Origin of the sequence: Streptomyces sp. ALB3 (genome assembly GCF_044385685.1) — a bacterium.
Classification (GTDB): domain Bacteria; phylum Actinomycetota; class Actinomycetes; order Streptomycetales; family Streptomycetaceae; genus Streptomyces.
In genome coordinates, this window is record NZ_JBISCE010000003.1 from 481,580 (window position 1) to 501,968 (window position 20,389).

The 20,389-nt window shown below is 71.6% G+C and carries 22 protein-coding genes; 10 read left to right on the forward strand and 12 right to left on the reverse strand.

Features of this window, described 5'->3' with window-relative positions; genetic code table 11:
• Positions 1–83: 83 nt before the first annotated feature.
• From ACHFIV_RS04095 to ACHFIV_RS04105, 3 genes are all read left to right on the forward strand, one after another.
• Positions 84–1,937, forward strand: a complete 1,854-nt coding sequence (locus ACHFIV_RS04095) for a S1C family serine protease (protein WP_398963524.1) — start codon at positions 84–86, stop codon at positions 1,935–1,937.
• A 120-nt stretch (positions 1,938–2,057) separates the two neighbouring features.
• Positions 2,058–2,507 carry a sec-independent translocase gene (locus tag ACHFIV_RS04100; protein WP_398963527.1) on the forward strand — a complete coding sequence of 150 codons (450 nt, stop codon included), beginning with the start codon at positions 2,058–2,060 and terminating at the stop codon, positions 2,505–2,507.
• Between the two features lie 124 nt (positions 2,508–2,631).
• Positions 2,632–3,294, forward strand: coding sequence for a hypothetical protein (locus ACHFIV_RS04105; RefSeq protein WP_398963530.1), 663 nt, complete (start codon positions 2,632–2,634; stop codon positions 3,292–3,294).
• A 59-nt stretch (positions 3,295–3,353) separates the two neighbouring features.
• Here ACHFIV_RS04105 and ACHFIV_RS04110 read toward each other — a convergent pair whose 3' ends face one another.
• From ACHFIV_RS04110 to ACHFIV_RS04120, 3 genes are read right to left on the reverse strand one after another with little or no spacing between them, the layout of a single operon-like run.
• The gene (locus ACHFIV_RS04110) at positions 3,354–4,487 is read right to left on the reverse strand and encodes an Mrp/NBP35 family ATP-binding protein (RefSeq protein WP_398963532.1); all 1,134 of its coding nucleotides are present in this window, start codon (positions 4,485–4,487) and stop codon (positions 3,354–3,356) included.
• 43 nt (positions 4,488–4,530) lie between these two features.
• Positions 4,531–5,091 (reverse strand): DUF1003 domain-containing protein, encoded by a 561-nt coding sequence (locus ACHFIV_RS04115; RefSeq protein ID WP_398963535.1) that lies wholly within the window; start codon positions 5,089–5,091, stop codon positions 4,531–4,533.
• Positions 5,081–6,355, reverse strand: a complete 1,275-nt coding sequence (locus ACHFIV_RS04120; protein WP_398963538.1) for a magnesium transporter MgtE N-terminal domain-containing protein — start codon at positions 6,353–6,355, stop codon at positions 5,081–5,083. Before ACHFIV_RS04120 ends, ACHFIV_RS04115 begins: the two co-directional genes overlap by 11 nt.
• A 173-nt stretch (positions 6,356–6,528) precedes the next feature.
• Between ACHFIV_RS04120 and ACHFIV_RS04125 the strand changes: the two genes are divergently transcribed.
• The gene (locus ACHFIV_RS04125) at positions 6,529–7,281 is read left to right on the forward strand and encodes a hypothetical protein (RefSeq protein WP_398963540.1); all 753 of its coding nucleotides are present in this window, start codon (positions 6,529–6,531) and stop codon (positions 7,279–7,281) included.
• Between the two features lie 38 nt (positions 7,282–7,319).
• On the opposite strand, the gene ACHFIV_RS04130 is transcribed toward ACHFIV_RS04125, so the two are convergent.
• Positions 7,320–7,838, reverse strand: coding sequence for a hypothetical protein (locus tag ACHFIV_RS04130; RefSeq protein WP_398963543.1), 519 nt, complete (start codon positions 7,836–7,838; stop codon positions 7,320–7,322).
• Positions 7,839–7,869: 31 nt separating this feature from the next.
• A complete protein-coding gene (locus tag ACHFIV_RS04135; protein ID WP_398963546.1) occupies positions 7,870–8,985 on the reverse strand; it encodes a magnesium and cobalt transport protein CorA in 1,116 nt (371 codons plus the stop codon).
• A gap of 412 nt (positions 8,986–9,397) precedes the next feature.
• Here ACHFIV_RS04135 and ACHFIV_RS04140 point away from each other — a divergent pair, with 412 nt between their 5' ends.
• From ACHFIV_RS04140 to ACHFIV_RS04155, 4 genes are all read left to right on the forward strand, one after another.
• Entirely contained in the window at positions 9,398–9,982 is a 585-nt protein-coding gene (locus ACHFIV_RS04140) for a suppressor of fused domain protein (protein WP_398963549.1), read from the forward strand.
• A gap of 409 nt (positions 9,983–10,391) precedes the next feature.
• Entirely contained in the window at positions 10,392–11,036 is a 645-nt protein-coding gene (locus tag ACHFIV_RS04145) for a DUF6758 family protein (RefSeq protein WP_398963552.1), read from the forward strand.
• Positions 11,037–11,130: 94 nt separating this feature from the next.
• Positions 11,131–11,997, forward strand: coding sequence for a PHP domain-containing protein (locus ACHFIV_RS04150; protein ID WP_398963555.1), 867 nt, complete (start codon positions 11,131–11,133; stop codon positions 11,995–11,997).
• A gap of 113 nt (positions 11,998–12,110) precedes the next feature.
• Complete coding sequence (locus ACHFIV_RS04155) at positions 12,111–12,716, forward strand: MarC family protein (RefSeq protein WP_398963557.1); 606 nt, start codon at positions 12,111–12,113, stop codon at positions 12,714–12,716.
• Between the two features lie 112 nt (positions 12,717–12,828).
• Here the strand turns inward: ACHFIV_RS04155 and ACHFIV_RS04160 are convergent, their stop codons facing one another.
• Complete coding sequence (locus ACHFIV_RS04160; protein ID WP_014154223.1) at positions 12,829–12,981, reverse strand: hypothetical protein; 153 nt, start codon at positions 12,979–12,981, stop codon at positions 12,829–12,831.
• 211 nt (positions 12,982–13,192) lie between these two features.
• On the opposite strand from ACHFIV_RS04160, the gene ACHFIV_RS04165 reads away from it, so the two are divergent.
• A complete protein-coding gene (locus ACHFIV_RS04165; protein ID WP_398963560.1) occupies positions 13,193–14,104 on the forward strand; it encodes an NYN domain-containing protein in 912 nt (303 codons plus the stop codon).
• Between the two features lie 282 nt (positions 14,105–14,386).
• Here ACHFIV_RS04165 and ACHFIV_RS04170 read toward each other — a convergent pair whose 3' ends face one another.
• Positions 14,387–15,241, reverse strand: coding sequence for an alpha/beta fold hydrolase (locus ACHFIV_RS04170; protein ID WP_398963563.1), 855 nt, complete (start codon positions 15,239–15,241; stop codon positions 14,387–14,389).
• Between the two features lie 106 nt (positions 15,242–15,347).
• Positions 15,348–17,300, reverse strand: a complete 1,953-nt coding sequence (locus ACHFIV_RS04175) for a DEAD/DEAH box helicase (RefSeq protein ID WP_398963566.1) — start codon at positions 17,298–17,300, stop codon at positions 15,348–15,350.
• A gap of 465 nt (positions 17,301–17,765) precedes the next feature.
• Between ACHFIV_RS04175 and ACHFIV_RS04180 the strand changes: the two genes are divergently transcribed.
• On the forward strand, positions 17,766–18,521 hold the full coding sequence (locus ACHFIV_RS04180) for a ferritin-like fold-containing protein (protein ID WP_398964212.1): 756 nt from the start codon (positions 17,766–17,768) through the stop codon (positions 18,519–18,521).
• Positions 18,522–18,531: 10 nt separating this feature from the next.
• Here ACHFIV_RS04180 and ACHFIV_RS04185 read toward each other — a convergent pair whose 3' ends face one another.
• The 4 genes from ACHFIV_RS04185 to ACHFIV_RS04200 form a co-directional block, all read right to left on the reverse strand.
• Positions 18,532–18,804, reverse strand: a complete 273-nt coding sequence (locus tag ACHFIV_RS04185; protein ID WP_398963568.1) for a hypothetical protein — start codon at positions 18,802–18,804, stop codon at positions 18,532–18,534.
• 194 nt (positions 18,805–18,998) lie between these two features.
• A complete protein-coding gene (locus ACHFIV_RS04190) occupies positions 18,999–19,226 on the reverse strand; it encodes a DUF3107 domain-containing protein (protein ID WP_167526138.1) in 228 nt (75 codons plus the stop codon).
• A gap of 136 nt (positions 19,227–19,362) precedes the next feature.
• Complete coding sequence (locus ACHFIV_RS04195; protein ID WP_398963571.1) at positions 19,363–20,004, reverse strand: TetR/AcrR family transcriptional regulator; 642 nt, start codon at positions 20,002–20,004, stop codon at positions 19,363–19,365.
• 168 nt (positions 20,005–20,172) lie between these two features.
• Positions 20,173–20,388 (reverse strand): hypothetical protein, encoded by a 216-nt coding sequence (locus tag ACHFIV_RS04200; protein ID WP_398963573.1) that lies wholly within the window; start codon positions 20,386–20,388, stop codon positions 20,173–20,175.
• Position 20,389: the final 1 nt, after the last annotated feature.

Genomic DNA, 20,389 nt, shown 5'->3' on the forward strand with positions numbered 1-20,389 from the left:
CCTGCGCACGGATTCGCAAACCTGGTTGAATTCCGGGAGGGACGCCCCTGTGGGGGCGTGCAGAGGCCAGTTGCGGGGAGAGCATGGACGACGGGAAGCCCAGCGGGCCGCGGACGAAGTGGTGGAGCCGTCCCTCGACGGAGCGGAACCGTCCCGCCGGGCCGGAGGACGCGGTGACCGCCGCCGGCCCGGAGCTGCCCGGGCCCGTGGACGCGCAGGCGGGCACCGGCGAAGCCACCGTGCCCGTGGCCGGAGAGCCGCACCCGCCCGCGACCCCGGACGGTGCTCCCACGCCCGGTCCGCCGGCCACCGAACCGCGGACACCCGGGCGGCCCGCAGCCGGGGCGGAAGCACCCGTGACACCGGACGACGACGGTGACTACACCCCGGCGCCGCCCACCGCGCCCGCCCACCGTGCGCAGCCGCTGCACGCTCCCGACGAGTACAGCACCCCGCCCTACGGCGGCCCGGGGCCCTGGGCGCCCGCGCCGCCCGTGCAGCGCCCGGTGGCGACCCCGGCACACGGGACCCCCGTACCGCCGCCGTACGCGGGGCGGAGCGGGCACGGCATGGCCACCCCCCTGCCCTCCCCACAGGCCCCCGCCGCCGCACCGGTTGGCCAGGGGCACGCGGAGGCCTGGGCGCCCCCGCCCCCGCACACCGTGCCGCAGCAGCACGCGGCGCCTCAGCCCGTCGCGCGGGCGGGACAGGCCCCGACGGCCCCGCAGCAGACCTCGCAATGGCTGCGGTACGACCCGTGGGGAGCCCCCGGGCAGCAGCCGCTGAGCCACCCCGGCCCCGGCCACGGCCCGGACACCGGGCCGCGTAAGGGCCGGCGGGGGCAGCTCCTCGTCGGGGCGGCCCTGCTCGCGCTGGTCGCCGGCGGGATCGGCGGGGGGATCGGTGCCTATGTCGAGCGCAACGGCGGGCTGACCACGGTGGAGCTCCCCCAGTCGGGCCGCGACGACGGCGGCCGGGCGCCCGACAGCGTCGCCGGGATCGCCTCCAGCGCACTGCCCAGCGTGGTCACCCTGCACGTCGACGGCTCGGCCGAGTCGGGCACGGGCACCGGCTTCGTCCTCGACGGCAAGGGCCACATCCTCACCAACAACCACGTGGTCGCTCCCGCCGGCTCCACCGGCGACATCACCGTCACGTTCAGCAGCGGGGAGAGCGCGCCGGCCGAACTCGTCGGCAAGGACAGCGGCTACGACCTCGCCGTCGTCAAGGTGACCGGCGTATCGGGCCTCAAGCCGCTGCCGCTCGGGAACTCCGACAACGTGCGGGTGGGTGACCCGGTGGTGGCCATCGGCGCACCCTTCGACCTGTCGAACACGGTCACGTCCGGCATCATCAGCGCCAAGCAGCGGCCCATCACCGCGGGCGGCGAGAAGGGCGACGGAAGCGACGTCAGCTACGTCGACGCCCTGCAGACCGACGCGCCGATCAACCCGGGCAACTCCGGCGGCCCCCTGGTCGACGGCAAGGCCCGGGTCATCGGCATCAACAGCGCCATCCGCGCCGCGGACAGCGGGTCAGGGCTCGACGGCGGCCAGTCCGGCTCCATCGGCCTCGGTTTCGCGATACCGATCAACCAGGGCAAGCGGGTCGCCGAGGAGTTGATCAACACCGGCAAGGCCACCCATCCGGTGATCGGCGTCACACTGGACATGGAGTTCACCGGCGACGGTGCCAAGGTCGGAGGCGAGGCGGCCGAGGGCGGAACCGCGGTGACCGAGGGGGGACCGGCCGACAAGGCGGGGATCCGGCCGGGCGACGTCATCACCGAGGTGGAGGGACAGCGCGTGCACAGCGGGGAGGAACTGATCGTCAAGATCCGCGCCCACCGGCCCGGCGACCGGCTCGGTCTCGTCCTCACCCGCGGAGGCAAGGACCTGTCCATGACGTTGACGCTGGGTTCGGCGAGCGGCACCTGACGGCCACCGGCAGGTACCGCACGGACAGCTTCGCCGGGTACCGTGGAGCGGTCCGGGCCCCTGACGACCTGGCGGCGGAGAACCCACGGAGACCACGCAGAGAACACGAGGAGCAACAAGGTGTTCAATGACATAGGCGCACTCGAGCTGCTGACGCTCGTGGTTCTCGCCGTGCTCGTATTCGGCCCCGAGAAGCTGCCGAAGGTCATCCAGGACGTCACGCGCACCATCCGCAAGATCCGTGAGTTCTCGGACAGCGCCAAGGAGGACATCCGCTCGGAGCTCGGACCCCAGTTCAAGGACTTCGAGTTCGAGGACCTCAACCCCAAGACGTTCGTCCGCAAGCAGCTCATGGACGGGAACGACGATCTGGGGATCAAGGAGATCCGGGAGAGCTTCGACCTGCGCAAGGAGATGGCCGAGGTCACCGACGCGGTGAACGGCCGCGAGAGCGCCACGTCCTCCGGCACCGCCGCCGGCGCGGCGGGATCCGCCGCGCCCGACCTCCTCAAGAAGCCCGCGCAGCCGGCCGGGGACGAGCGTCCGCCCTTCGACGCAGACGCCACCTGAGACCGTCAATCCCGACTCGTCCGGGCGGTATGGCTATTCTCCATCTGTCCGGTTGCGAGTTGCCCATGCCCATGGGGGGAGGGCCGCTCCGGATCAGTGGAAGATCGAGGAGGCGGCCGGGCAGATGGAGACGACGAGTCGGGCAGGGGCGGATGGTGCGCCCAGCACAGTCACCGCAGAGGGGGTGCCGGTGACCCGGCGTACTGTCGACGGCTATCTCAAGGCACCGTTCCCCTGGTACGGGCTGGACGAAGCCTTCACGGGTCCGCGCTGGCTGATGCACGTCACCGCCGCGGCGGACGACACGGTGCAGCACGGTTCGACCGGGCATGGCGAGGAGCCCGTCGTGCGGGCGGACGCGGGTGCGGAGAAGGCGCGTTTCGCGGTGGTCGTGACCGTGGGCAGCAGCCCCGTACGGCACAGCGACGACGGTACGGGGGTGCTGGACGCCACCACCGTGTCGTCGGCCGCCTGGCTGGCGGGTTCGGGCCTGCTGGACTGCACCTGGCCCCCGCAGATGGACCACACCCTGCGCGGCGAATGGCTGAACCAGCAGACCGAGACGGCGTTCGAGCTCGCGGACGATCTGGGCGGCGAGCCCTGGTCGACGCTGTCCCTGCCGGTGGACGGCGTACCGGTGGACTTCCACTACCGTGAGTCCGAGTTCGGCTGGGTGCTCGCGGGCTCGGCACCCGAGGGGGTCCACATCGGCGCGTACGGGCGTGGAATGAGCGCCTACGGCCTGGGGTTCGCGGTGATCGGCGACATCGCCTCGTACGAGGACTGAGCGGCACGCGCACGGGTGGGGGCGGTCTCCCGAGGAGGCCGCCCCCACCCGTGAGGTGCTCAGAACTTGTTGCGCGGGGTGAGCCCCAACGACATCCCGGACAGACCGCGCTGACGGCCGCTCAGCTTCTCCGCGATGGAGCGCAGGGCGGAGCCCGCGGGGGAGTCCGGGTCGGACAGGACGACGGGCTTGCCCTCGTCCCCGCCCTCACGCAGACGTACGTCGATCGGGATGGAACCGAGCACCGGCACCTCGGCGCCGACCGTCTTCGTCAGCCCCTCGGCGACCCGCTGCCCGCCGCCCGAGCCGAACACGTCGACCATCTCGTCGCAGTGCGGGCACGGCATGCCCGACATGTTCTCCACGACGCCGACGATCTTCTGGTGGGTCTGCACGGCGATGGAGCCGGCCCGCTCGGCCACCTCGGCGGCGGCCTGCTGCGGGGTCGTGACGACCAGGATCTCGGCGTTCGGGACGAGCTGGGCCACGGAGATCGCGATGTCACCGGTGCCCGGCGGCAGGTCGAGCAGCAGGACGTCCAGGTCGCCCCAGTACACGTCTGCGAGGAACTGCTGGAGCGCGCGGTGCAGCATCGGGCCGCGCCACACCACCGGGGCGTTGCCCGGGGTGAACATGCCGATGGAGATCACCTTCACGCCGTGCGACGACGGCGGCATGATCATGTTCTCGACCTGGGTGGGCTTGCCGTCGGCACCGAGCATCCGGGGCACGCTGTGCCCGTAGATGTCCGCGTCGACCACACCCACCTTCAGCCCGTCGGCCGCCATCGCCGCGGCGAGGTTCACCGTCACCGAGGACTTGCCGACGCCGCCCTTGCCGGACGCGACCGCGTAGACGCGGGTCAGCGAGCCGGGCTTGGCGAACGGCACCTCGCGCTCCGCGGTGCCGCCGCGCAGCGACGAGGCGAGCTCCTTGCGCTGTTCGTCGCTCATCACGTCGAGCGTGACCTCGACCCGCGACACGCCCTCGACGCGGGCCACCGCGTCGGTCACGTTCTTGGTGATCGTCTCGCGCATCGGGCAGCCGGAGACCGTGAGGTACACGGTGACAGCGACTACACCGTCAGGATCGATCTCGACCGACTTCACCATGCCCAGCTCGGTGATCGGTCGGTGGATCTCCGGGTCGTTCACTGTCGCCAGTGCTTCGCGCACCGCGTCTTCCGTAGCCATACCGACGATGGTACGGCGCCGGGGGCTACGCACGGGTAGCGCCTCAGCGGTCGCCTTCGTCACTCTCGGCCCGGTGGAGGAGCCGGCGCTCCTCCATGTCCTTGACCATGGCCTCCAGCTCCGAGCGGATCCAGTCCCGGGTGGCGACCTCGCCGAGGCCCATCCGCAGCGCGGCGATCTCCCGGCTGAGGTACTCGGTGTCCGCGATCGAGCGCTCGTTCTGCTTGCGGTCCTGCTCGTGGGTGACCCGGTCGCGGTCGTCCTGGCGGTTCTGCGCGAGCAGGATCAGCGGGGCAGCGTAGGAGGCCTGGAGGGACAGCATCAGGGTCAGGAAGATGAACGGGTACTCGTCGAAACGCAGGTTCTCCGGCGCGAAGATGTTCCACACCACCCACAGGATGATGATCAGCGTCATCCAGACGATGAACCGCCCGGTGCCCAGGAAACGGGCGATGCGTTCGGAGAACCGGCCGAACGCCTCGGGGTCGTACTCGGGCAGGAGCCGGCGCCGCGGCGCCCTGGGCTGGTCGAGCCGGGGCCGGGGCGGGCGCACGATGCCCGAGGCGCCGGCCGGCACGGCCCTCGAACGGTCCTCAGCGGCCACCGGCGATCCCCTCCTCGCCCTGGAAGTCGGTCTCGCGCCAGTCCTCCGGGAGCAGGTGGTCCAGCACGTCGTCGACGGTCACGGCGCCCAGCAGTGATCCGCTCTCGTCCACCACGGGCACCGAGACCATGTTGTACGCGGCCAGATAGCTGGTCACGGCGGGCAGCGGGGTGTCCGGGGGCAGAGGGACCAGGTCGCTGTCGACGATCGAGCTGACCAGGGTGAACGGCGGATCGCGCAGCAGCCGCTGGAAGTGCACGGTGCCCAGATACCTGCCGGTGGGGGTCTCGTCCGGCGACCGGCAGACGTACACCTGGGCGGCCAGGGCGGGCGACAGGTCCTGCTGACGGACCCTGGCCAGCGCGTCCGCGACCGTCGCGTCGGGCCGCAGGATGATCGGTTCGGTCGTCATGAGACCGCCGGCCGTCCGCTCCTCGTACGACAGCAGGCGCCTCACGTCGGCCGCGTCGTCCGGCCGCATCAGAGCCAGCAGCCGTTCCTTGTCGGCCTCGGGCAGCTCGGACAGCAGGTCGGCGGCGTCGTCCGGGTCCATCGCCTCCAGGACGTCCGCGGCGCGGTCCTCCTTCAGCTTGCCCAGGATCTCCACCTGGTCGTCACCCGGGAGTTCCTCCAGGACGTCCGCGAGCCGGTCGTCGTCCAGGGCCGCGGCGACCTCGGCGCGCCGCTTGGGCGACAGGTGGTGCATGGCGTTGGCGACGTCGGTGGGGCGCAGCCGCTCGAAGGTGGCCACCAGGCTCTCGGCGCCCTGCCCGTGCTCCTCCAGCGAGAAGCCGCTGATCGCCGACCACTCCACGGTCAGCGTCTCGCCCTTGCGGCGCAGGGCACCGCCGCGCCCCTTGCGTACGAAGAACTTGTCGATCTCCCAGTCGCGGCGGGCCGGGAGCTGCTGGATGGCGACGTCGAGGACGGTCACCTCCTCGTCCGTCTCCGCGAGGCGCACCCGCCGGTCAAGGAACTCGCCGAGGACGAGTCGCTCGGTCGGGCGCTGCTCGAAGCGCCGCATGTTGACCACGCCCGTGGTGATGACCTGGCCCGACTCGACCCCCGTGACCCGCGTCATCGGCAGGAAGATGCGCCGCCGGCTCACCACCTCGACGACCATGCCGAGCAGGCGTGGCGGCTTGCCGCCGACCCGGAGCATCGCCACGAAATCGCGGACCCTGCCGACCTGGTCACCGTTCGGGTCGAACACCGGTACGCCGGCGAGGTGCGAGACGAAGACCCTGGGAGTGACTGCCGCCATCCTGTGCCCCTCCCTCTGCCTCTCGGGTCCGCCTTTGCCGTGATCAGGCTAGCCCGTGCCGGTCCGGGACGCGCTGGCGGACCGTCCGTACGGCGCTCTGCCGAATGGCGTACGCCGCACAGGTACGCTGCCGTCTGCCAACCCCCGACACACAGACGAGAGGCAGTGCGCCCGTGACCTCTTCCGCCCCGGCCGTCCGGGCCCGTCGCCGGACCGCTTCCGCCGTGGTGCTCTGCGCGGGGCTGACCGTCGCGCTGACGGCCTGTGCCGGAGAGGACCCGGACAAGGGGACCAACGGCGTCGGCAAGCTGACGGCATCGCAGATCGACAAGAAGGCGCGGGCCGCGGCCGACGCCGCCGACGCGGTACGGCTCACGGGCAAGCTGGTCAGCAAGGGCGGGACCTACGTCCTGAACATGCAGCTCAGCAGCAAGGGCGGTACCGGGTCGGTCACCTCGGGCAACGACACCTTCGCGCTGCTGCGCGTCGGTGACGAGCTCTTCCTGAAGGCCGACGCCGGCTTCTGGAAGGACGAGAGTGCCGACGACGAGAGCGACCAGGCCGCCGACAAGCTCGGCGACAAGTACGTGAAGGTCCCCGAGGACGACCCGACCTACCAGCAGCTGCGTGGTTTCACGGAGAAGAAGACGCTCCTCGACGGGGTGCTCGCACTGCACGGGAAGATCAACAAGGGTGGCCGGGACGAGATCGGCGGCGTGCGCACCGTGCAGATCATGGGGGGGAAGGGTGAGGGGGGCGCACTGGACGTCTCCCTGAAGGGCACTCCCTATCCCCTGCGGGTGGCCCGTGGCGGTGGCGGCGGCACCCTCACCCTCGCCGACTGGGGCGAGGCCTTCCCGCTGGAAGCACCGGCCGAGGACGAGACCGTCGACTACGGCGGCGAACTGCCCAGGTCGTCCGGCTGACGGGGCCGGTCGGCCGCCGGCCTCCCGTGCGCGGCCGGTCAGCGCTTCCTGCGGCGCTTCAGCAGCAGCCGGGGGAGCGCGGCGGGCGCCGTCCGCCGCGTGGTCGCCCCGGTGGGCAGCGGTCGCGCGGCCAGCGAGGAGTCCGGCAGGACGGTGCGGGACTCGCCGGGCGTCAGGCGTACGACGCGGCACTCACGCGCCCAGCGCTCCGTCATCCGCTCGGCGTCCGGGGCGTTCAGCCGCTTGCCCTTGAGCTCACCGACCGCCGCCTCCCAGTCCTCGGAGCGCGGTTCCAGCACGGTGACGGCGGCGGTCCACGCCACGAGCCTGCCGCCCTTGTCCTTGCTGCGCACCGTGACCTCGGCCGTGGCGCCGGTGTCGAGCCCGGCGGGGAGCGGCTGCTCCCCGGGTCCGTCCCCGACGAGCACGGCCGCGCCCTCGTGCCACACGTGCCACAGCGCCCGGGAGTGGCCGGTGCCCCGGACCCAGATCAGGCCGGACTTCTTGGTGGCCTCCTCGACGAGAGCCCGGGCAAGCAACACGTCAGCAGCTGTCATGCCCGCACTCTATGGGGTTGCGCGGGCGCCCCTAAAGCCAGCCGTTGCGCTTGAGCGTGCGGTGGATGGAGAAGCAGACCACGCCGATGAGCGCCAGCACCATCGGATAGCCGTAGGTCCACCCCAGTTCGGGCATGTGCTTGAAGTTCATGCCGTAGACGCCGCAGATCATCGTCGGCACGGCGATGATGGCCGCCCACGACGTGATCTTGCGCATGTCCTCGTTCTGCGTGACGGTCGCCTGCGCCAGATTGGCCTGGAGGATCGAGTTGAGCAGTTCGTCGAAGCCGATGACCTCTTCGTGCACCCGGGCCAGGTGGTCGGCCACGTCGCGGAAGTACTTCTGGATGTCGGGGTCGATCAGCCGCATCGGACGTTCGCTGAGCAGCTGCATCGGCCGCAGGAGCGGCGACACGGCGCGCTTGAACTCCAGCACCTCGCGCTTGAGCTGGTAGATCCGGCCCGCGTCCGATCCGCGCGCGCTCCCCTTGGAGGGGGTGGAGAACACGTCGATCTCCACCTCGTCGATGTCGTCCTGCACCGAGGCGGCCACCGCGATGTACCCGTCGACGACATGGTCGGCGATGGAGTGCAGTACCGCGGACGGCCCCTTGGCGAGCAGTTCGGGGTCCTCCTGGAGGCGGTGGCGCAGGGCGCGCAGCGAACCCTGCCCACCGTGCCGGACGGTGATGACGAAGTCCCGTCCCGTGAAGCACATCACCTCGCCGGTCTCGACGACCTCGCTGGTCGCGGTCAGTTCGGCGTGCTCGACGTAGTGGATCGTCTTGAAGACGGTGAACAGCGTGTCGTCGTACCGTTCGAGCTTGGGCCGCTGGTGGGCGTGGACCGCGTCCTCGACGGCGAGCGGGTGGAGGCCGAACTCGCGGGCGATTCCCGCGAACTCCTCCTCCGTCGGCTCGTGGAGACCGATCCAGGCGAAGCCGCCCTCCTCCCGTACGCGCAGCATCGCCTCACGGGGCGTCAGGCAGGAGATCTCGGTCTGCCGGCGTCCGTCCCGGTAGACCGCGCAGTCGACGACGGCGCTGGAGGCGGACGGGTCGCGGGTGGCGTCGTAGCTGTTGTACGGGGTGTTGCTCTTGCGCAGGGACGGGCGCACGGCGGCGCGCAGGTCACGGATCATCGACATGGCTGGCTCCTCTTCACGGAGGGCCGTCGGCGGGCAGGTGGAACAGCCCGGAATGGGGACGTGCGCTCACGTCCGCAAAGCGGGCGGCACCGCGTGGGCACGATGACGGCGTTCGCTACAGACAGGCAAAAACGAGGTGCTCTTCCGGTTCGCGAACTGCCGTGGTGACGGCCGGGAAGGGCGTCAGATCACAGAAGGAAGGCGTCGTGCGGAAGAGCGGTCGGTACTGCACGGTCGACTTGGATCCACCGCAGCCCCACCTCCTCCGGCCGGTCCCCCGTGGGGGATCACGTGTTGTCAGGACTGAGAGCGACGCTTCTGCGTGCTGTCCCGACCGACGCCTCAGGCTATCAGCCAGGTGAGGAGCCAATCCCTTTCTGTTCCCATTCCTTACGCGTTCTATGCTCGCGGCATGGGAGAAATTCTTGATCTGGTCGAGGCCCGGCTCCGTACGGCGCTGGGCGAGCCGGACGCACGCGCCGATGTGACGTTCCTCGGCACGGACCGCATCGAGGTGCTCCGCTTCATCGACGGGGACGTGGTGCGTTACGCCACACTCGGCATGTCCGCCCAGCCGATGGCCGATCCGACCTCGCCGCTGGCCGATCCCGTGAAGGGCCCGCGCGCCGAACTGGTCCTGTCCGTGCGGGTCGGTCTCGCCGACACGGACCAGGTGCTGCGGCCCCTCGCGGTGCTGGCGGCCTCCCCGCAGGTCGAGGGGCTGATCGTGGTCCCCGGGGCGTCGCTGGACCTCGGGCAGCCGCTGTGGGCCGGGGCTCCCTTCAGCTCCGTCCTGGTCGCCGAGCCGGGCGGTCTCGTCGAGGACCTGGAGCTGGAGGCCCCGATGGACGCGGTGCGTTTCCTGCCCCTGCTGCCGATGACGCACAACGAGGCGGCGTGGAAGCGGGTCAGGGGCGCGCAGGAGCTCCAGGAGCGCTGGCTCTCGCACGGCACGGACCTCCGGGACCCGCTCCGCGCCTCCGTCCCGCTCGACTGACGCGGCGGGCGGCGGAGGCCCTGCCGCGCGGCACAGGAGGGGAACCGTGGGCGGGGCCGTGGTGGACGAGGCCGTGAGGTCAGTCGGCGAAGACGCTGACGCCGTCGTCCGCGGCGTGGCGCGGCTCCAGTTCCCCGGCCTCGTGGGTCAGGGCCGAGCGCCTGACCCACACGACCACCGCGCCGGCCAGGGCCGGCCTTCGGCTGGCGCAGGATGCTGGTCGCCCCCTCGTCGAACGGATCCTCTCCCCGCATCGTTCTCTCGCTCCCTTCAGGTCGTTGCGTCATGCGCAGATTGATTTAGACACACTAATAAGTGCAAGTTGCATCTATCGGTTCCGTCCGGAGCCGCGCTGCGGACGGGTGATCGTCCTTGACGCGGCGACGGCCGGGGAGGACCGTTGAGCGTTATGAGGGGCGAACCCAGTTGCCCGAAGTGCGGTGGCCGGGTCAGGGCGCCCGGTCTGTTCGCCGATGCCTGGCAGTGCTCCGGGCACGGCCAGGTGCACCCGATGCAGCCGGTCGTCCCGCCCAGCGTCGAGGCGCTGGGCGTGGTGGTGCACCGGGCCGAGGTGCCGGTGTGGATGCCCTGGCCCCTCCCGGTCGGCTGGCTGTTCACCGGCGCGGCGTACGCGGGCGACGACCGCAGCGGCGGCCGGGCCACCGCTGTCGCGTGCTCGGGGCCCGGACCGCTCGGCGGGATGGGTGAACTGCTTCTCGTCGCCGAGGAGCTCGGCGTTGGGCTCGGCGCCCGTTACGCCGGTATCGAGGGCGTCGATCCCGGGCCGGGCCTGCGCCTCGATGCGGCACCCGACGCCAAGGTGCTCGCCGCGGGACGCCCGACCGCGCTCTGGCACGTCAGGCACGCCCCCGCCGACCGGGCGGTCTTCGCGGGCGAGGCGCGCGGGCTGTGGCTGTGGGCGATCGTCTGGCCCGAACGGTCCGGGCTCCTGATGTACGACGAACTGGTGCTGACCGACCTGCGTGACGCCGGCGCCGAGGTGGACCTGCTGCCCTGCGGAGCACTCACGCCCCGGCTGCTCACGCCGCCCTGACCGGGCCCGGGGCCGAGGCGGAGGGCCGGACGGGTGACGCCCGGCGGTTATCCTTGAGCGTCCCCTGTCCGCCCGCAGCCCTGGAGTCCGCGTCGTGCGCATCGATCTGCACACCCACTCCACGGCGTCGGACGGCACGGACACCCCCGCCGAGCTGGTCGCCAACGCCGCCGCCGCGGGCCTCGACGTCGTAGCCCTGACCGACCACGACACGGTCGGAGGCCACGAGGAGGCGGCAGCCGCCCTCCCCGAGGGCCTCACCCTCGTCACCGGAGCCGAGCTCTCCTGCCGCATGGACGGCGTCGGCCTGCACATGCTGGCCTACCTCTTCGACCCGGCCGAGCCCGAACTGGCCCGTGAGCGTGAGCTCGTCCGGGACGACCGGGTACCGCGGGCGCAGGCCATGGTGCGCAGGCTGCGGGAGCTGGGAGTCCCGGTCACCTGGGAACAGGTCGCGCGGATCGCGGGCAACGGCTCGGTCGGCCGCCCGCACGTCGCCACCGCGCTCGTGGAGCTCGGTGTCGTCGACACGGTCTCCGACGCCTTCACCTCGGCCTGGCTGGGGAACGGCGGGCGCGCGTACGCCGACAAGCACGAGCTGGACCCGTTCGAGGCGATCCGGCTGGTCAAGGCCGCGGGCGGTGTCACCGTGTTCGCGCACCCGCTCGCCGTCAAGCGCGGTGAGGTGGTCCCGGAGGCCGCGATCGCGCGGCTGGCCGCCGCCGGGCTCGACGGCATCGAGGTCGACCACATGGACCACGACGAGCCCGCCAGGGCGCGCCTGCGGGGACTCGCCGCGGAGCTGGGGCTGCTCCCCACCGGGTCCAGCGACTACCACGGCTCACGCAAGACCGTCCGGCTCGGTGAGTACACCACCGACCCCGAGATCTACGGCGAGATCACCCGGCGCGCCACCGGCGCGTTCCCCGTGCCGGGAGCCGGTGGACCGCTCCCCGCGTAACGGGGCACCTTCTCCTCCCCCTGTCGTACGTACCCCCGCGCGCCGGGCGTCCCCGAGGCGCGCCGGTGCGCGAACCCTCCTGTTCGGCCCGCTCTCCTCTCGCAAGGCTCATCGTGTTCGACATCGCTGTCTTCGGATCCCTTTTTCTCACCCTTTTTGTGATTATGGATCCGCCCGGAATCACCCCGATCTTCCTCGCCCTCACTGCGGGCCGTCCCGTCAAGGTGCAGCGCAGGATGGCCCTCCAGGCCGTTGCCGTCGCCTTCGGGGTGATCGCCGTCTTCGGCCTCCTGGGCCAGCAGATCCTCGACTACCTGCACGTCTCCGTACCCGCCCTGATGATCGCGGGCGGGCTCCTCCTGCTGCTCATCGCGCTGGACCTGCTCACCGGCAAGACGGACGAGCCGACGCAGACCAAGGACGTCAACGTGGCCCTCGTCCCGCTCGGCATGCCGCTGCTGGCCGGGCCCGGCGCGATCGTCTCGGTGATCCTCGCGGTGCAGAACGCGGACGGGACCGCCGGCCAGGTGTCGGTCTGGTCGGCCATCGTCGCGATGCACGTCGTGCTCTGGCTGACCATGCGGTACTCGCTGCTGATCATCCGTGTGATCAAGGACGGCGGAGTGGTCCTGGTGACCCGGCTCGCCGGAATGATGCTGTCGGCCATCGCCGTGCAGCAGATCATCAACGGCGTCACCCAGGTCATCCGGACCTCCTGAGGCCTGCCCGGCCCGGACACCACAGCGCCCCCGCACGGACCTGCCGTGCGGGGGCGCCTCGTCTTCAGCCCGCCGTCCGCCCTACGTCAGCGGCGCGGAGCAGAGCAAGGTGTCACGAGGCCGACGTGTCGGCCGGCCGGATGTAGATGCGCTGGCCCATTGCCGCGGCCTGCTGCACGATCCGGTTGACGGAGGCGGCGTCCACGACGGTGCTGTCCACGGCGGTACCGTCGACGTCGTCGAGTCGCATGATCTCGAAGCGCATATGGCTTCCCTTCGTCTGATCCTCCTGCTGGAGAACTACTGGGAGGACGGGCTCGCCGTCCGCAAGGATGGGGAGCACGAGGCGTCCGACGTCTCGCGCTCCACAGGGGGTACAACGGCTTGCCTACTGCAAACATTCCCTACGCTAAGGAAATTTTTTGGATGTCTAAGTACCCGTCGGTAATCGGCCATGCGCACACGATGAGGCCCGTATGAGTCAGGCGGACCCGCGGACGGACGAAGGACCGGGCATCCGCGAACAGCTCGACCGCACCAACGCGCTGCTCCAGCGCGTACTCGCCGAGGTGTCGAAGACCCCCTCCACCCACGCGATCTTCGTGGACGCGGGCTACGTCTACGCGGCTGCCGGTCTGCTGGTCACCGGTACAGAGGACCGCCGGTCCTTCGACCTGGACGCCGAAGGGCTGATCGAGGCCTTCATCGACAAGGCCCGCACGATCTTCGCGGACAGCAGGCTGCTGCGCGTGTACTGGTACGACGGAGCCAGGCGCCGGATCCACACCGTCGAACAGCAGGCCATCGCCGAACTGCCCGACGTCAAGGTCAGGCTCGGCAACCTCAACGCCAACAACCAGCAGAAGGGCGTCGACTCGCTCATCCGCACCGACCTGGAGTCACTCGCCCGGCACCGCGCCATCAGCGACGCGGCGCTCGTCGGCGGCGACGAGGACCTGGTCTCGGCCGTCGAGGCCGCCCAGGGCTACGGCGCACGCGTCCACCTCTGGGGCATCGAGGCGGGTGAGGGCCGCAACCAGGCGGAGCCGCTGCTGTGGGAGGTCGACAGCCAGCGCACCTTCGACCTCGACTTCTGCCGCCCGTACGTGACCCGGCGTTCCGTCACGATGTACGAGGACGACAGCCCGGCCCCCGCGCGCGAGGACGTCCGCTTCGTCGGTGCCCAGATCGCCGCGGGGTGGCTCTCCTCGCGAGGCCGCGACGCACTCGCCGACCTGATGCCCGGCCACCCCTATCTGCCGGGCTCCGTCGACCAGGACCTGCTCGTCGAGGCCGAGCGGCTCCTCCAGCACTCGCTGCGCGGCCACGCCCATCTCCGCCGGGCACTGCGCGACGGCTTCTGGCAGCACCTGCAGGCGCAGTACTGACAGGGGCCGCAGCGGTGAGCCGGCCGTCCCCGGGGGCCGGCCGGCTGTGGGCGGCGGACACTGGCCTGAGGGCCGCCACGCACCCCCCGCGAAGCGACTGAGCAGGGCTTCCCGGTGTGGGGGGACCCGACGCTGACGACCGACCCAGGATCGGCACCGGCTGGAAGGCTCTCGTCGAGGTGAGCTGAAGGGGCACCCGGCAAGCACCCGGGGCCCACCCGCCCGTGCCGCACCGCGACGAACGGCCGGCGACCGGACGTCGCGGTGAGCCGGGAGGCGGGCTCAGAGACCGTCCCAGAACGACACGAGGGCCGCGGCCGTCTCCAGGGGCCGGGCCGTGTTGGGGGAGTGCTCGGCCCCCGCGATCACGGTGCGGCGCGCGCCCAGACGGCGGGCCATGTCGTCCAGCAGCGGCACCGGCCAGACGTCGTCCCGCTCGCCCGAGACGACGTGGACGGGGAGGGGCAGCGCGGCGAGCTCGGCCACCCGGTCGGGTTCGGACGACAACTGCGCGCCGGTGGCGATCAGCTGCGCCGGGTCGTGGCGCAGCCAGCGGCGGCGCAGGCCCTCCCCGTCGCCGGTGTCCGCGTCCTCGGGCGGATCCATCGCGCGCATCATCTGCCAGACCTCGGCCATGCTCCATCTGCCCAGCGCGTCGCTGAGCAGCCGTGCCTTCTCCTGCTGGGCGGGGTCGATCTCCGCGGGGCCGGACGACATGAGGGTCAGCGAACGGAAGGGCGCGGCATCCAGCAGGACCGCGGCGCGGGCGATCTGGCCGCCCAGGGAGTGCCCCAGCAGATGAATGCCGCCGGGTGGCGTGGTGCCGTCGAGGGCGGTGGCCTGAGCCAGTACGTCACGGGCCAACTCCGCCTGTGAATAGGCCCCCTGACTGCCCACTCCCCCCGTCTCGTACTGTCCTCGGCCGTCGACGGACAGCACCCGGAAGCCGGCTTCCGCGAGAGGTTCGAGCAGCGCGATGAAGTCCTCCTTGCTGCCGGTGTACCCGGGCAGGAGGAGAGCGGTGGCACGGGCGCCGGCAGATGGCACGGCGTCGAGCACGGCGAAGTCCCCGCGCGCGGTACGCAGTACGCGGGAACGGGCACAGGGGGGCGGGGTGAAGGTGGGCGGCCTGCTCATGGGGCCGAGCGTATCGCCGGGGGCCCGGACCCGCCCGGGCAGACGTACGGCCCCGTTCCCCGCGACGCGGGGAACGGGGCCGTACGGAGGTGTCCGGGGTCGGGGATCAGCCCTCGGTCGTCTCGGCGGCGGCTGCCGTCGCGCGGGAACGGCGCCTGCGCGGCTTCGCGGGTGCGTCGCCGTCCGGCGTGGCCTCGGTCACCGAGGCGGTCTCCGCCTTCTCCGCTGCGGCGCGCGGCCGACGACGGCGCGGCTTGGTCTCCGCCGCGTCCTCGGTGACGGTGGCGGCGGCCACCGCCTCGGTCTTCGGCTTGGCGGCGGCACGGGTGCGGCGGCGCGGCTTGGTCTCGGTCACGGGCTCCGAGGCCGGCGCGATCTGGAAGTCGACCTCGTCGGCCGGCTTCACCACCCGGGTGCGGCGGCGCGGCTTGGTGGCCACGGGCTCCGTGGCCGGTGCGGCGACGGCCACGGTCTGGAAGTCGACGACGGGCTCGGCGGCGGCAGCCGGGGCGACGGGCGCCACGGCGTCCGCCTTCGCGGCCGTGGCACGCGTACGGCGACGGCGGGGCTTCTCCGCCTCCGCAGCCGGCTCGGCCACGGGTGCGGGCTCGGCCACGGGGGCCTCCGCCACGGCCACGGCGGCCTCGGTCACGGCCTCCGGGGCGGCGGCGCGCGTCCGGCGCCGGCGGCGCGGGGTGCGCGGCTCGGTGTCGTCGGCGGTCACCTCGGCGGCAGGCGCGGGCACGGTGACGGCGCCCTCTTCGAGCGTGCTGCCTCCGCGTGTACGGCGACGCTGCCGCGGCGTCCGGGGCGGGCGCTCCTCGCGGGGTGCCGGGGCCGAGGCGGCGGACTTGCGGCCGCGGCCGCCGGTCTCACCGAGGTCCTCGACCTCCTCAGCGCGCAGACCCGCACGGGTCCGCTCGGTGCGAGGCAGGACCCCCTTGGTGCCGGCCGGGATGCTGAGCTCCTCGTAGAGGTGCGGGGAGGTGGAGTACGTCTCGGGCGGGTCCGGGAACTTCAGGTCCAGGGCCTTGTTGATCAGCTGCCAGCGCGGGATGTCGTCCCAGTCGACCAGCGTGATCGCGATGCCCTTGGCGCCCGCGCGGCCGGTACGGCCGATGCGGTGGAGGTACGTCTTCTCGTCCTCCGGCGACTGGTAGTTGATGACGTGGGTCACGCCCTCGACGTCGATGCCGCGCGCGGCGACGTCGGTGCAGACGAGGACGTCCACCTTGCCGTTGCGGAAGGCGCGCAGCGCCTGCTCGCGGGCGCCCTGGCCGAGGTCGCCGTGGACCGCGCCGGACGCGAAACCGCGCTTCTCCAGTTGCTCCGCGATGTCGGCGGCCGTCCGCTTCGTACGGCAGAAGATCATCGCCAGCCCGCGGCCCTCGGCCTGCAGGATACGGGAGACCATTTCGGGCTTGTCCATCGAGTGGGCGCGGTAGACGAACTGCGCCGTGTTCTTGACGGTCGTGCCCTCGTCGTCGGGCGACGTGGCGTTGATGTGCGTCGGCTGCGACATGTAGCGGCGCGCGAGACTGATGACGGCGCCGGGCATGGTGGCCGAGAACAGCATCGTCTGGCGCTTGGGCGGCAGCATGGTGATGATGCGCTCGACGTCGGGCAGGAAGCCCAGGTCGAGCATCTCGTCGGCCTCGTCGAGGACCAGGACACGGATGTGCGAGAGGTCGAGCTTGCGCTGCCCCGCCAGGTCGAGCAGTCGGCCCGGGGTACCGACGATCACGTCGACACCCTTCTTGAGGGCCTCGACCTGGGGCTCGTACGCCCGGCCGCCGTAGATCGCGAGGACACGGACGTTACGGGCCTTGCCCGCGGTCAGCAGGTCGTTGGTGACCTGCTGGCAGAGCTCACGGGTGGGCACGACGATCAGGGCCTGCGGCGCGTCCGTCAGCTTCTCGGGCGCCGCCCGGCCCGCCTCGACGTCGGCGGGCACGGTCACGCGCTCCAGGAGCGGGAGACCGAAGCCGAGCGTCTTGCCGGTGCCGGTCTTGGCCTGGCCGATGACGTCGGATCCGGAGAGCGCTACGGGGAGCGTCATCTCCTGGATGGGGAAGGGGGAGGTGATGCCGACCGCCTCGAGGGCTTCGGCCGTCTCGGCAAGGATTCCGAGGTCGCGGAACGTAGTCAGGGTGCTGCCTCTTCTGTGAGACGCGGCCCGAGGCGAACGCTGGGGGTCGTACCGTGCCGGGGTTGGTCATCCGGCCGTGGGTGGGCCGGGTGGCGCGGGACCACTGCCGTCGCTCGAGCGCTCGTGCCGCTGAGGGGGCCCCTCATCTGCGGTCGTACGTGGTGTACGCCCCGCGTGGAGGGCTGTCGGGTCGGAGCCGATCGGGCCACCGACCGGGCATCCTCATTCAAGGTCGCGCTCCTGGCACACCAAAATGCTCAGTAAGCGCAATACCACTGTACCCCGGATTCGCGCATGCGTGTCGGACGAATTCATCGGAACGGTGTGATGTCTCCTGCTGGCCGGGCCCGTCCGTCCCCGGCGGGGCGGGCTATTCTGCGCTCCATGGAGACGCCTGACAACGCCAACGAAGCATCCGACGAAGCGCCCGCACCGACCGGGATCGCCGCCCAGGCCTGGGACACCGCGTCCGCCGACCCCCAGTACCGAGCCGCGGTCGTGGACCTGCTCGGCGCGCTCGCCTACGGGGAACTCGCGGCCTTCGAGCGGCTCGCCGAGGACGCGAAACTCGCGCCGACACTCGGTGACAAGGCGGCGCTGGCGAAGATGGCGTCCGCCGAGTTCCACCACTTCGAGCAGCTGACCGACCGGCTCACGGCCATCGAGGAGACGCCGACGGCGGCCATGGAGCCATTCGCCAAGGCGCTGGACGACTTCCACCGCCAGACCGCCCCGTCCGACTGGCTGGAAGGCCTGGTCAAGGCGTACGTCGGCGACTCGATCGCCAGCGACTTCTACCGGGAGATCGCCGCCCGCCTCGACACGGACACCCGCTCCCTCGTCCTCTCCGTGCTCGACGACACGGGCCACGGGAACTTCGCGGTCGAGAAGGTGCGCGCCGCCATCGAGGCGGAGCCCCGGGTCGGCGGCAGGCTGGCCCTGTGGGCACGCCGGCTGATGGGCGAGGCGCTGTCCCAGGCGCAGCGCGTGGTCGCGGACCGCGACGCCCTGTCCACCATGCTGGTGGGCGGCGTGGCGGACGGCTTCGACCTGGCCGAGGTCGGCAGGATGTTCTCCCGGATCACCGAGGCGCACACCAAGCGGATGGCCGCTCTCGGCCTCGCCGCCTGACGGCCCGGCCCTACAGGGCCGTCGCCGACCGCACCGGCCTCCTGCCGCGCGGGCGGATCAGGAGGGACAGGGTCACCGCCCCGACCAGGACGGCGCCGGTGGGCGTCGCCAGGAGATGGCCGGAGCCCACCGTCGAGTGCGTCAGATACGCGCCGAACAGAGCTCCCAGCGCACCCGTGACGAACACCACGCGGGAGGACGGGAGCCGGCCGGGCAGGGAGCGCAGCGCGACCCAGGACAGGGCGAGTCCGAGCGCGACGGAGCTGATGGATTCCCAGAGCACAGAGGGGTCACCTCGCTTGTTGGCGCGGCGGTCGGTCGGTCCTAGGCCGTCCTACCCGTGGCCCGCGGAACACAACCCTCCTCGGCCTCCGTGAACCCCACCGAGGGAAAAGCGGAACCGATCCGGAGCAGCACAGGTGGAGGCCCGGCGGAATCATCCGCCGGGCCTCCACCTGTGCTTCCGCGTCGCGCGGGCTACAGCGCGCCGAATCCCACCCGCCGGGTGCTGGGCTCGCCGATCTCCACGTAGGCGATCCGGTCGGCCGGCACCAGGACCTTGCGGCCCTTGTCGTCCGTGAGGCTGAGCAGCTGCGCCTTGCCGTTGAGCGCCTCGCCGACCGCGCTCTCGACCTCTTCGGCGGAAAGTCCGCTCTCCAGAACGATCTCGCGGGGCGTGTGCTGCACCCCGATCTTGACCTCCACGGCTATGTCCCTCCGACGGTCCGTCTCTGCGCGGTGAACCGCGCCGTACGCAGCACACATTAGCCCGGTGAAGGGACGGATCACGGGTCGACCGGCAACGCCCGCAGCGAACACCGGCCGTCGTCGCCCCGGGGGCTCAGTGCTGATCGGCGCCGTGGAGGGGGAATCCCGCGATACCCCGCCAGGCGAGCGACGTGAGCAGCTGCACGGCGGTGTCGCGTGGGATGCCGGAGCGGCTGGAGAGCCAGTAGCGCGCCACCACCTGGGAGACGCCGCCCAGACCGACCGCGAGCAGCATCGACTCGTCCTGGGACAGGCCCGTGTCCCCGGCGATGACGTCGGAGATGGCCTCCGCGCACTGCAGCGAGACCCGGTCGACCCTCTCGCGGACCGCAGGCTCGTTGGTCAGGTCGGACTCGAAGACCAGACGGAACGCACCGCCCTCGTCCTCCACGTACGCGAAGTAGGCGTCCATCGTCGCCTCGACGCGCAGCTTGTTGTCCGTGGTCGAGGCGAGCGCCGTACGGACCGCCTGGAGCAGCGACTCGCAGTGCTGGTCGAGCAGGGCGAGATAGAGCTCCAGCTTGCCGGGGAAGTGCTGGTAGAGCACCGGCTTGCTGACTCCGGCCCGCTCGGCGATGTCGTCCATCGCCGCGGCGTGGTAGCCCTGGGCGACGAAGACCTCCTGCGCGGCGCCCAGCAGCTGGTTGCGTCGGGCACGGCGGGGCAGCCGGGTGCCCCGCGGGCGCGCCGCCTCTGTCTGCTCGATGGCTGTCACGCCGCCTCCCAAATTCGTGTTCGAACACAGCCGTACCGTTCCCGCTGCGCCGTGGGGCCATCGTACTTTTGAGTAACCCGGGTGCGCGCGGCGCGGACGCAGAATTTCACGTACCGGACGGCTGCGACAGCCGCAGGGACGCCGGTTCCGGCCGCAAAGCGGTGCGTTCTACCGGTAATCGTCCTCGTCCTGTTTGACGACGCGTGCCTGCTCCGCCGCGTCCGCCTCGTTCGCGACCCCGGGGTCGACGCCGGTGAGCGGTTCGTCGCGCTCCGGCAGGACGGCGGCCTGCTGCTCGGCGCTGTCGGCTTCGGGCGCCTCGGGGCCCGGTTCCTCCGGCTGCGGGTCCTCGAACGTCTCCGGGTCGGTCGGGTCGACCGTCATG